Origin of the sequence: Bowmanella yangjiangensis, from assembly GCF_017255015.1 — a bacterium.
GTDB classification, from domain to species: Bacteria; Pseudomonadota; Gammaproteobacteria; order Enterobacterales; family Alteromonadaceae; genus Bowmanella; species Bowmanella yangjiangensis.
In genome coordinates, this window is record NZ_JAFKCS010000036.1 from 1 (window position 1) to 10641 (window position 10641).

Genomic DNA, 10641 nt, shown 5'->3' on the forward strand with positions numbered 1-10641 from the left:
GCCGTCTTCACCGATCAGGCCGTCAGCGCTGGCACCGAAAGCGCCGTCGTCGGTGGTCACGAAGCCGGCGCGCTGGATGATCAGCCCGGTCTGCATCTCGTGCTCCATGCGCGCCTCTGGCTCGAGTTCGTGGCCGCGCTTCATGTGCCATGTCTCGAAGCCGTTATCGAGCGGGATGCCGCTGATGCGTTCGATCGCCAGGCTGAAGGCGTAGTTGAGCGCTGCGTCAGAAGGGCGGCCAACTGGTTCGCCAGCCAGCGCCTTCTTCACAGCCTCAGCCTTCGGCGCCGCCTTGTACTCGGCAGCGTCTCGCGCCTCGGCCTCGCTCTTGCCGGCCAGCAGCGCGTCGACGTATTTCTGTTGCTGCGCTGTAAGGCCATCAACCCGAGAGCGAGCCACTTCGAACATGCTGGCGGTGATGCAGCCGGCCCTGGCCTGGTGCCACTCGGGGCTGCCTTGTTCGCATTCGATCAGGATCATACGGTTTCACCTTCGATCGGCTGATTCTCTGGCGCCTCAAGTTCGGCCTTGCGTTTCTCGACGGCGGCCTTGAATTGTGGGTAGGCGACCTTGTCCTTCGCTTGCTTGATGTCAGCCAGCCCGGATATCCAGACTTGCTGAAGCGCTTCCTTGGACTGCGCCTTGACCGCTTGATCGATCCAGCGCACGGCCAGGTCGGAGTCATTGGCCGGCTTGCTCAGATTGGCCAGCCCCTCGTTGCCCTCGGTGTTCAAGTAGTGAATCGCTTCCTCGAGACGATCTGTCTTCGGCCAGAACTTGTAAGCGCGCTTGACGCATGTCTTCTTCGCCATCTCGCCGGGGTCGGTCACCCATGGGCACGATTTCTTCTTATCTACCCAGGCCTTCCATGCGCTCGAGCGATCGCGAATCGCGTTGACCTCATCCATGCTCATGGTCTCGGTCAGGTAGTCGCCGTCGGCGGTCTTGACGACCACGTACACCCCGATCACGTCGCCGCGATCCTTGGCGAACGGGTTGAAAGAGTGAGTCGGCGGCTTGTCGAAGCCGTTCAGCGCGAAGTTGTCGCCGCTGTAGACCAGTTCGGCCTGAGCCCAGCGGATGGCGCCGGTATTCATGGCCAGATCCATAAGGCCGATGTAGCTGATGTCGAGGCAGATCTTCCCGTCTCGAGGGACCAGATAGGCCTGCTTCTTCGCCGGGTTAAGGCTGATGCCGATCGCCGCGATGTTGGTCACGGCGTTGACGACCGACTGGCGGTTGTTCAGGGCCAGCTTGGTCGAGTAGTCGTTGGCCGCGATCGTCTGAATCGCGAACTCGGCCTCACGCTCGAAGTTGAGCGATCGATCGGTCAGGACGGATGCAAACGCATCGCGAGCACCGTAGATATCGCTCGTGATGGTCGAGAGTGCGTTAGACATAGCTTCGCCCTCCAGGGCGCTGGTGATGTTGTGAGAGGTGGGGTGGAAATGGTTTTACTTGCCGCGAACCAGACGGTTCAGCGCGTTGCCGTCGCGACTCATCTTTCCGCCGCGTAGCTGCCACTTCTTGGTGCTGGGCCAAACGTCGATCTTGCGGCCATCCGGCAGAGTCATGACCACGTGGTAGCCGTTGTTGTGCTTGGTGTGCGCCACACCTGTACGCTGCAGCCAGTCTTCGAACATTCGCATCCTGACTCGCTTTGCTGCCTTCCCGCCGACTCCGGCGCCTGGCTCTCCTCCGCACTGAACGCACGCGCGCGGATAACCAACATCCTCGCCGATGTACTGGCAGCAGCTCATGCAGTGCGATCCATCGGCCACGTTGTCTTCATAGAAGCTCATGGCTATTACCCTTTGGGTTGAATTGGTGAGCCCTTAACGCGGGCTACTCGGCGCGATCACGGACGCAAGGGTTTCGCTTGGAGGTGCTACCCGCTCGCAGCTGCCGGTGTTAAGCCTCGGGCACTACCGGCTTATCCCGTCTCGAATATCCGGTTAGCCGGCCCGTCGAGCGCGGGTTGTGATAGGTGGGGATGGCCGCTCGCTAGACGGCTGGTTCTCACCCCAGACCTACTGAGGCGGAGAGTTCCGATTCAGTCTGTCGCCACGCTAGTGGCACTGCATCCCCGTAAACGGTGGTTAGTCTTGCGGACTTGCGATCCGTATCGGCGCGATTACGTCGTCTGGATCAGGCAAAGGCATCCAGCCGTTTGGCTTTGTGTTCCGGTCTAGCGTTACACCGAAATATCTTTCATCTCGCCAATATGGCCTTGGGTTTTTATGAAAACGCTGATCATCCCAGCTGCTGATTCCTACGCTTCGGCCAGGACGCCTAGTCAGGATTCGAGTCCCGTCTTTTGGCGCTGATTTCATGTCTCTCCATTTGCTCATAAATCACCCCGCAATCCAATCAACAGCGCCCAATGCGCCGATGAGTACAGTGAAGAAGCAGATACCGGAGAAGGCGCCGCGATAGATTGCGCAGCGTAGGGCGCGTTGGCGGCGGGTCATGGCTGAACTCCCGGCACGCGAGGGCACGAAGCCGTGCACCATTCCGGCATGGGGTCGCCGGCATAGCGCTCGACCGTTTCCATGCGCTGGCCTGCGCGCAACTTGCGGCGCTTGAAGTTGGCGGCGTCGGCTTCGTTACCAGTCACCCAGCATGCCGCGATGACGTGTCCACACTCGCCGTAGACGATATGCATCTGTCCCATGTGCTTGCTCATCAACTCACCACCTCGGCCACAGCCGACGCAAATACATAGATAGACCCAAGGAAGCAGGCCACAAAAAAGCCCGCTTTGATCATCTCGGCGGGCTTCGGTAAGCGGAGAGTTATGGTCATGGCGCTCTCTCCATGGCTCGGTCAATTACCATGTCAATCTCATGGCCTATCAGCTCGCCTCGCGTCATGCGCTCCAGAATGCCCATGGTTGGGTTACTGCCTGTCAGCCACTGGTAGCGCTTCGCATCAGCTTCGGCAGCGCGCAGGCGGGCGATAAGGCCGCGTATCTCACCCATTGTTACCGGTGCATGCGCGTCGTCCTTGAAGATCGGTCGAGCGCAGTAGTTGTTGATATCTTCCAACTGCTCGTCACTGATGCTGGGTACGATTGGGGTGGTCATGGCTGATTCCTCTCTACAAGCTCAGACATTCTTTCTTCATCGAATGGAGCTACTGGCTCAGAACTCCATTTCCATTCCGTATGGCCTGCGGCAAACATCCATGTATCGCCTGATTTCTTGTAAAAGCATTCGTGATAGATAGCAGTGTCTGGCCCCCAGTGGGTTGCATCTTCAGGGCCTTTCTTCCAGTTAATATCGATCACGCCGCCCTCCAATCATTCCGAGCCAGCCAGTAGGCCGGCAGTGCTCTTGATATGCCGGTCCAGTCGCGCATCTCATGCAGACGGTGCAGGCGATCCTCAGCGGCGTTCACTCTTGCGCGCAGCTTGGCGCGTTGGGCGGGGCGGTTCATGGGGTCACCTTGCGATAGCCGGCGTCATATACGGCGGCAGGTCCGCCTTCGCTGTACAGCGCCTCGATCTCAGATAGCGCTCTTTCCTGCGCGATCTGCTCGGGCGTGCGGATGGGGCGGAATCGGCTTTCAAGCGAACTGTTTACATCGCCAAACAGTTCTACACCTACAGATCCTTCGTGACCGCTTGGAGCTGAAATGCACTCAAATACGATCACCCATTCAGATCGATATTTAACCTGTACTACGCACCATAATTCCCCACCATCTGCGTGACGAGACGCTGCGTTGTATTCACATACAGTGTCAGTAGGCGGCAACCCTTTTCCGACCCATTCTGCTGGCCTTGCATGCCATTCCCAAGCATCAAGACCTTCCGTGTATCCGCGCCGTTGGTTCTCGCTGCAGATGAACTCTACAACACCATATCCACCTGAGTGCTCGAACTTAGCAATCATTGCTCCTATTGCATCTTCCGGCACCTTGCTCCAGTCGATATCAGTCATGCCATCCTCCCAATCCGCTGCGCATCCAGTTGGCGCTGGCGTTGTTTGCCGGCGCAGTGCCGCGCCAGTTCGATAAGCGAATCGCGCCGTTCTGCGTCGTAGTAGCCAGGGAAGCCAGCGGCGATGAAGCCGATAACCGGGTCAAGCTCGCCCATTGGAAACCGCGAAAACGCAAGCTTGTCGATGGCCACCTTCGCGCACTGTTCGTAGATCGAAGTTGGCTTAGTCATTTCGGATTCACCGCCTTTGCTATTGCCGCCCTGGCGTCGTCCCAGGCCTTGCCGATCGGCATGATTCGTCCGCGAGACTCTTCCATCATTAGCCCGTCCAGCGCTTCAAACAGCACATTGTTGATTGCTGCAAGGTCGTCGTAGTCCTTCGCACTGACAACGCAGTCTGGAAGAAAAGCAATGGCCTCAGCCGTAAGGTTTGGAGTCAGCGTGTATCGCTTTGCAGTCATGACGCGCTCCTTGCTTTGGCTAGTGCGGCGACCATGTCACCAACTAGGCTGCCAGGCTTTGCAAGCTGGATCGTTTTCTCTATCTGCGCATCGGTTGCTGGCCTGCCCAACTCAAGCTCAACTACCATTGAGATAACGCCCTTTGTGGCTGTCTCAAACGCCTCCAGCAGCCCTGCATTGATGGAGAGCAGGGCGTCGTAGTCGGCAAATTCGACGTAGGCACCATAGCCAGGCTCTTCGACGCAGATTCCGCACGTCCCGTCGCTGTTGATTGGGTCATACCGCTTAACAGTCACAGTCCACCTCCAGCCATTCCCGGCGCAGGATTGCTTCGTTGATGTGCGGCATCAGCATGCGCTCGGCCACTTCGCGGGCAAGCTTCTGATACTCGGTTCCTGCGAACACTGCGTTGCCACGGGCAAAGGCCCAGTCAAGGTGAAACTCAGTGTCGCGGGCAGTGATCTCGACAGCGGCCTGGCTGTACTCGCTGATGAAGTCGCGGGCGCGGATGGTGACCTTGCCGACCGTTACGTCCAGGCCAAGGATCAGCGCTCTAATCGATTCCTCCAGCCACTTGCCGCCGATCTTCGTGTCCTGCGGCGCAACAGCAGGCTCTGCCATGTCATGCCGCCACTGTGCGGCGCTTAGGGCTGTGTTCATGAGGTGCCTCGGGCTTTGCTTAGGGCGGCATCAATAGCGGCCAGGTCTTGCTCTTCGGTACGCCACTTATCCGGGTATCCGGCCAACCCCTGCTTGCGATATTCCAACTCGCCGGCAACGTAGTCGCGGGCGGTTTCCAGTGCAGCTAAGAGGTCTGGAGCCGCAGCGATCAGAGAACGGTTAGCGAATGCCTGCTTCCGCGTCGGCGCGCCCTTCTGACTGCGGTCCGACCCTGGCGCGTAAACGCTGGCGATATGGGTGTCGCCGGACTTGATCTCTGCGCGAGAACTGACGCGCCCCACAATGATGTGGCTGATTCTCCAGTCACCTGGCGTATGTTTTTCGGACATGATCAATCCTCGCTATGTGTGCGTGGAGAAATGGGCTCTGCATTCGGCTGGCAACGATGCGCAGCCACTCGGATGCAGGCAAAAGAAAGCCCGGACTGTGCCGGGCTTTCGCATATGTCTACGGCCTTGGTCGTGCCGGCCATGGCGGGGCTGTTACATGGGGGAATCCTCCGTCTGATCACTGCGTTCAATTCGCGGCAGCTCGCGGCCCTTCACGGGCTGTCTACGCTGTCTTTCCAGCTGCCACGCAGGCCCGAACCCTGCGAACGGGAATAGGGAGCCGGCTAACCGGCAAAAAGGCCGCGGGGAGCGGCAAGGGAGGGTGCTGCGGTAGATGACATCGGTTGATGGATGGCCGGTGATGCAGTCCGGCTTGCTGGCGGCTACCCTCCAGCGCGTCCAAGGGTTCACTTGTGTCCTTTCGCGCCTAACGCAGGTGTGATCTTGACTGGCAAGAGGCCACCTGATCGTTCACGCTGCGGATCATCACTCCGCATTCATCCATCACCGATGCCATCTGCCATGCTAGGCAGGGCGGTGGGTTAGGCGGCAAGCTTTGCCAGTGACGCCTCATGCTCAGAGGTGTCCTTACCATGTGCTTTGCGCCAGGAAATCTGAAGCTTGAGCAGGTGGATATCGCCGGATTTCGTGGTCTGGTAGTAGTCACCAGAATCGTCAGTGCCTACCAAGTGGATATCTCCCTTTTCGATCAGAGCTTCAATAATTCGATGTAGGTCGGTATCGCGCTCTTTTTCGCTCGGGTGCACATGAATGCCACTGCGCTGATTGGCAAAATACAGAACTTTCTCGATCGTATATTTCATCTTGGCCATCTCTATCTCCTATGCCCTACGGCTCTGAATTTCAGTTCTTCGCATAGAAACCGGCTAAAGTCGGTGATGCGCATGTGAGCGCGCAGCGACATGTGACGAACGTCATCGCGATGCTGAGCAATAGCAATCTGCGCCATCGCTACCGGGTCTTTCTGCAGCTCCTGAATCGCCTCTTCTACGCCGCCGAACCACTTGACCAGCAACCGCGCGCAGGACGCCGCTGCTTCGTCTACCACTTCCTGGCTTACCGAAAATTCGCTCATGTCGCTCTCCCGTTGATCACCGATGCGAACCCTAAGCGCGCATTGGTGATGGCCCTGTTGCCAAGGCCAGCAGTGACTACTTCGCGTACTTGCGCACCATGGCATCTACGGCGTCGGCGTCTGTCATTTCGCGCTGAAGGCCAAGCATTGCTTGCTTTCGGGTCGGCCGGCGCAGCCTTGATCACGCGTGCTTTGCTGTGATTGCGGATCAGGTCTTCCACGCTATTTGGCTTCATTGGTATTTCCTCATTTGGTTGACTTCCCTTGATGCCACTCTTGCGAATGGCATCGAGGAAATCTGTCTTTCGCCCCGCGCAGCGATCTGGCTTCTTGCGGGGCTTTCCGCACTTATGTCGGTATGGCTTCACCGCCTCAGATGGCAGCTCGGCGCTCAGTGGTTTGGCCTTGGGCTTCCCTCGCATCGCCTGCAATCTGAATAGGGCGGTGGTCATGGGGCATCGTGTTGCTCCGCGCTTGAGTGCAGCCCGGCGGCCCGGTTGGTAGTGGGCACGTATGCGCGTATTGCCGACCCGATCTGTCGGCTGGGCTTAGTTCTTCACTGGCTGGTTCCTCCTGTTGGCTGTCTGCACCAGAATTTTCACTTCAACAGTCCACGGCTCTGCCCGACTGCACTCTTGTTCATCCAGGCTCTACGCTGCGCCTGGCCGGGCGAGGCAGGATCTCTGATCCCTTTTCCCGGTGGGTCGATTAGGGCTCGACCTCGCTAAACCCCTTCTTGATCTGGCCGGTATCGATCCGGCAGTTCGAGCTGGCTTTCGCCTTGGCCAGTTGTTGCTGGCTTGTGATTGATTTAAGCAAGCTTAAAAGCCCTGGTCAAGCATGCTGAAGAAAAATATTTAGCATGCTGAAAGTGGAGGCGAAAAAAATCCCGCTCGGGGCGGGATCTTGTGTGCGGCTTAGGTCCGGTCAGTCGGCCATGATCTGCCGATAGCGGCGCTGGTATTCGTCATAGGAGAGGCCGGTCTCGCTCTTGAGCTGTTCAAGCTGCTGGGCGCGCCACTGTTCTTTGCTTAGTTGCCCTGGCGCAGAATCAGCAGCTCCTGCCGCCTTCTGCGGGGCTGCGCCGCCGAACCCGGCGCCGGCCTTGCTCACGCGCTCGTTGAACAGGTTCACGGCCTTGATCGCTTCATGGCCGCAGGAGAAGTAGCAGGTGAATCGCGACTCAATGGCCGTGCTGCCATCAGGCCTTGGCATCTTGCGAGCCATGGCGCCCATGCGTCCGAAGTCCGTGGCGTTGTAGGTCTGCAGGTAGGTATCCGTGGCCGTTTGAATGCGCATGCCGCCGATCAGCGGGGCGCTGGCCATTGCCTCGGCCCACATTGCATCGCACTGCGCCTTCGAGTAACAGACCGGCGCGTCAGTCATAGCCGGCGCCGGCCCAATGTTCTGCTGAGCGCAGCCGGCGAGGAGAGTGATTGCAAGCAGTGGAATGGCGGCGCGCATGGCGACCTCCTTGTCGGTAGTGTTCAGTGGCGAGGAAGAGACGGTGATGGTCCGTGCTTGCGCTCGAACTCATCAATCATGGACCGGCATGTGGCATCCGCAAGCTTCCTGGCGGCGCTCCCGGTGATGATCGTCCTAGCGGTCTTCCAGCACTCGTCGATTGCCGCCCGCTCCCTGCTCTTCATGGGGCTGGAATTGATGAAGCCAATTGCCAGAAAGACCACGACGGCGCCAATTGGCAGCGCTATCAACCACAGGTAGCTGGCTCTCTTCCCGGCCGCCGCGCCGCAATGCGGGCAAGCCTTGGCTTCCGTTGAAACGCTACCGCCGCACTCCGCGCATTTGATCAGCGCCATAGCTATCCCTCCTAGATGTCTCCGTCGAAACTGTGTGCGACGTACCGGCCTATCACCGCAATCTGCTCGAGCTGTTCAGGATCGATCGATTCCTCTGGATACTTCGAGGAATTGTCTGATCGGATGATCAGGCCTCCGTCGAATCTCTTGAAGAGCCTCTTTATACGCAGCTCGTCGCCATACCTGATGCCGTAGACCGCGCCATCCGATATCGAAGTGTTCGAAAGGTCCAGGGTGACCTTTGATGTGTCTGGCAGCGTCGGCCACATTGAGTCACCGCGAACGATGAAATCGGCCAGATTCTTCGGGCTCAAGCGGCGCCTGCGTATCCAGTCCATGCGATAGGCGTTGCCCTGGTCCTGGTGAATTTCCTCTATCACCATCTCTCCTGACCCAGCCGCGAACCTAACCGACAGCCTGGGAGCAATTATGAACTCGTCATCGGGTAGGTCGTCTGGCGCCTCCCATGCATGGATATTGGTCTTCGGCGTGTAAGGCTCGGGACGGCCTTCTCCTGTCGCAATCCACTTGGCGCTCACGCCCGTCTCGGTTGCCAGGGCGAACAGATTCTCCGGCTTGATTGCTGCTGTTTCGCCAGAGGTCCACTGCGTCACGGCAGAAGGCGACACGCCACACCGCTGCGCGATGTAGCTCTTTGACTTGCCGCTGTGCTCAATGGCCAGTGCCACGCGCTGATGCCTGCCTTCAGGCTCCTGAATCTCCCTGCCGAAAAAAAGCATCGCCATATCTCTACAAAATTTAAGCGAGCTTAAATGCGTGCCGATTAAGCATGTAGGGCTTCCTTGCACATCAAGATTAAGCATGCTTAAATCACCAAAACCAGAAAGAGGTGCTCCATGAAAAAGTCAGAGGTCCTCGCGCACTTCAAGGGCGTAAGCAAAGTCGCCGCAGCGCTGGGTATCAGCCCTGGCGCTGTATCGCAGTGGCCTGAAGACGTGCCCGTGCTGCGACAGCTGCAAATCCAAGCGCTCACCGGGGGTCAGCTTCGCGCATCTGCGGATGCTCAGAAGTTCGCCCAGCCTGCCGCTTAACCGCCAGCGCCGTAACGGCCTGGTCGAAACCGTCCTGACGCTCGCCACGCTGGCAAGGACGGAGAAGCAACACGGCGGATTCCAGCTTAGCCCGGAACCGCAACTGAGATTGCAAAGGCTGCGCCTCCATCAGGGCAGCGATGTGGCAGCGAAGGGCAAGCAGTTCGCCCTGAAGAGTTTCGATGGTCGGTTGCATGGGGATTACCTGTCGGCTGATCGAGTGATGACAGGTTCGCCCAGGAGGGCATTGATGAAAACGTCGAATTTGGGACACGAAACGCGGGACGCGGTGCTTGTGGCGATTGCCCAAGACATGATCGCCCGCACCAGCATGAGCCAGGACGGCTTTGCCGAACGCCTGAATCACTGCCTGTTCGAGGCCGCTCCGGCGCGCTGCGAAGACGAGAAATACCCGAACCTGAAGGCCCTGACCAAGACCAGCGACATGGCCACCTACGGCCGCGTCTTCAACACCTGGTGCAAGCGCGTAGAGCGTTGGCTTGCAGGCTCGCGTGACGGCGTGACCATCCCGTCCTGGATCGAAGAATCGTGGATCGCCGCCCTTGATCATCCTTGGCGTGAACGCGCCCTGATCGAACTGGCCAGCCGCTATGGCCTTCTCGCTGTTCGCCCAGTCGGCGTTGAAGGCATGGGCGCCATGCAGGTGTTTGGCTCGCTTCTCGGTCGCATGGGCGACGTAACAAGCGTCGGCTCCAAGGTCTTCGACGACCTGACCCTGGACGAGTCCGACAGGGAGCATCTGCCCGAATTCACAACCGCTCTCTACGCACTGGCTGCCAAGGCGACCGCGCTTGCCCAGGCATCTGAGCGCGTATCCGAGCTGGTGAACTGACATGCAATTCACCGTCACCATCAACCAAGTAAAGGCCCTTGAATGGGGTCTGAACGCACAGCAGGCATTGCTGTTTGCGTTCGTCTACAGCGCTCCGAGTTGGGCTGCGCCGGTTGAGCAAGACGGTGCGACCTTCTACGCGCTGAGCAAGGCGAAGATCATCGAAGAGCTGCCACTGCTGACTGACAAGGCGGACACCGCTTACAGGATGCTGAAGGCCCTGGCAGCTGCAGGCCTGATCGTCCTTTCTAGCACTGCGAGCATCACCCTGTTTCGCCTGACAGAGAAGGCTCAAGAGTGGAACCGCAAGCGCGATGGGTCGGAAAAATATCCGACCTCTAAAGGAGCCAAGAAGGTCGGAAAAAAATCCGACCTTAAGCAAGAAGGTGGTCGGAAAAAAATCCGA

22 protein-coding genes are annotated in these 10641 nt (G+C 58.6%); 3 read left to right on the top strand and 19 right to left on the bottom strand.

From position 1 onward, the window contains the following. The 19 genes from J0A65_RS20250 to J0A65_RS20340 all read right to left on the bottom strand — a co-directional run. The coding region (locus J0A65_RS20250) for a YqaJ viral recombinase family protein (protein WP_206596157.1) at positions 1-480 on the bottom strand (480 nt) is incomplete at its 3' end. Beyond that, a complete protein-coding gene (locus J0A65_RS20255; protein ID WP_206596158.1) occupies positions 477-1400 on the bottom strand; it encodes a recombinase RecT in 924 nt (307 codons plus the stop codon). The genes J0A65_RS20250 and J0A65_RS20255, both read right to left, overlap by 4 nt. Positions 1401-1454: 54 nt before the next feature. After that, the gene (locus J0A65_RS20260; protein WP_206596159.1) at positions 1455-1802 is read right to left on the bottom strand and encodes a hypothetical protein; all 348 of its coding nucleotides are present in this window, start codon (positions 1800-1802) and stop codon (positions 1455-1457) included. 665 nt (positions 1803-2467) lie between these two features. After that, positions 2468-2686, bottom strand: coding sequence for a hypothetical protein (locus tag J0A65_RS20265; RefSeq protein WP_061238215.1), 219 nt, complete (start codon positions 2684-2686; stop codon positions 2468-2470). A gap of 115 nt (positions 2687-2801) precedes the next feature. After that, a complete protein-coding gene (locus J0A65_RS20270; protein ID WP_206596160.1) occupies positions 2802-3086 on the bottom strand; it encodes a hypothetical protein in 285 nt (94 codons plus the stop codon). Next, positions 3083-3289, bottom strand: coding sequence for a hypothetical protein (locus J0A65_RS20275; RefSeq protein WP_206596161.1), 207 nt, complete (start codon positions 3287-3289; stop codon positions 3083-3085). Before J0A65_RS20275 ends, J0A65_RS20270 begins: the two co-directional genes overlap by 4 nt. Continuing rightward, a complete protein-coding gene (locus tag J0A65_RS20280; protein WP_206596162.1) occupies positions 3286-3438 on the bottom strand; it encodes a hypothetical protein in 153 nt (50 codons plus the stop codon). Before J0A65_RS20280 ends, J0A65_RS20275 begins: the two co-directional genes overlap by 4 nt. Next, a complete protein-coding gene (locus J0A65_RS20285) occupies positions 3435-3944 on the bottom strand; it encodes a hypothetical protein (protein WP_206596163.1) in 510 nt (169 codons plus the stop codon). Before J0A65_RS20285 ends, J0A65_RS20280 begins: the two co-directional genes overlap by 4 nt. Continuing rightward, on the bottom strand, positions 3941-4174 hold the full coding sequence (locus J0A65_RS20290; protein ID WP_206596164.1) for a hypothetical protein: 234 nt from the start codon (positions 4172-4174) through the stop codon (positions 3941-3943). Before J0A65_RS20290 ends, J0A65_RS20285 begins: the two co-directional genes overlap by 4 nt. Beyond that, a complete protein-coding gene (locus tag J0A65_RS20295) occupies positions 4171-4404 on the bottom strand; it encodes a hypothetical protein (RefSeq protein WP_206596165.1) in 234 nt (77 codons plus the stop codon). Before J0A65_RS20295 ends, J0A65_RS20290 begins: the two co-directional genes overlap by 4 nt. Next, the gene (locus tag J0A65_RS20300) at positions 4401-4700 is read right to left on the bottom strand and encodes a hypothetical protein (protein ID WP_206596166.1); all 300 of its coding nucleotides are present in this window, start codon (positions 4698-4700) and stop codon (positions 4401-4403) included. Before J0A65_RS20300 ends, J0A65_RS20295 begins: the two co-directional genes overlap by 4 nt. Then, positions 4690-5025, bottom strand: coding sequence for a hypothetical protein (locus J0A65_RS20305; RefSeq protein WP_206596167.1), 336 nt, complete (start codon positions 5023-5025; stop codon positions 4690-4692). Before J0A65_RS20305 ends, J0A65_RS20300 begins: the two co-directional genes overlap by 11 nt. A gap of 35 nt (positions 5026-5060) precedes the next feature. Further along, positions 5061-5414, bottom strand: a complete 354-nt coding sequence (locus J0A65_RS20310; protein ID WP_206596168.1) for a hypothetical protein — start codon at positions 5412-5414, stop codon at positions 5061-5063. A gap of 542 nt (positions 5415-5956) precedes the next feature. Continuing rightward, the gene (locus J0A65_RS20315; RefSeq protein WP_206596169.1) at positions 5957-6247 is read right to left on the bottom strand and encodes a hypothetical protein; all 291 of its coding nucleotides are present in this window, start codon (positions 6245-6247) and stop codon (positions 5957-5959) included. Between the two features lie 2 nt (positions 6248-6249). Further along, positions 6250-6510 (bottom strand): hypothetical protein, encoded by a 261-nt coding sequence (locus tag J0A65_RS20320; RefSeq protein ID WP_206596170.1) that lies wholly within the window; start codon positions 6508-6510, stop codon positions 6250-6252. Then, the gene (locus J0A65_RS20325) at positions 6507-6962 is read right to left on the bottom strand and encodes a hypothetical protein (protein ID WP_206596171.1); all 456 of its coding nucleotides are present in this window, start codon (positions 6960-6962) and stop codon (positions 6507-6509) included. The genes J0A65_RS20320 and J0A65_RS20325 overlap by 4 nt, the downstream gene beginning before the upstream one ends. Positions 6963-7437: 475 nt before the next feature. Continuing rightward, the gene (locus J0A65_RS20330; protein WP_206596172.1) at positions 7438-7974 is read right to left on the bottom strand and encodes a hypothetical protein; all 537 of its coding nucleotides are present in this window, start codon (positions 7972-7974) and stop codon (positions 7438-7440) included. A gap of 23 nt (positions 7975-7997) precedes the next feature. Beyond that, on the bottom strand, positions 7998-8330 hold the full coding sequence (locus J0A65_RS20335) for a hypothetical protein (RefSeq protein ID WP_206596173.1): 333 nt from the start codon (positions 8328-8330) through the stop codon (positions 7998-8000). Positions 8331-8341: 11 nt separating this feature from the next. Beyond that, positions 8342-9154 (bottom strand): S24 family peptidase, encoded by an 813-nt coding sequence (locus J0A65_RS20340; protein WP_206596174.1) that lies wholly within the window; start codon positions 9152-9154, stop codon positions 8342-8344. A gap of 33 nt (positions 9155-9187) precedes the next feature. Here J0A65_RS20340 and J0A65_RS20345 point away from each other — a divergent pair, with 33 nt between their 5' ends. From J0A65_RS20345 to J0A65_RS20355, 3 genes are all read left to right on the top strand, one after another. Continuing rightward, entirely contained in the window at positions 9188-9382 is a 195-nt protein-coding gene (locus J0A65_RS20345) for a Cro/CI family transcriptional regulator (protein WP_206596175.1), read from the top strand. Next, the gene (locus J0A65_RS20350; RefSeq protein WP_206596176.1) at positions 9351-10235 is read left to right on the top strand and encodes a hypothetical protein; all 885 of its coding nucleotides are present in this window, start codon (positions 9351-9353) and stop codon (positions 10233-10235) included. The genes J0A65_RS20345 and J0A65_RS20350 overlap by 32 nt, the downstream gene beginning before the upstream one ends. A 1-nt stretch (position 10236) precedes the next feature. Next, positions 10237-10641: hypothetical protein (locus tag J0A65_RS20355; RefSeq protein WP_206596177.1), on the top strand; the 405-nt coding region annotated here is incomplete at its 3' end.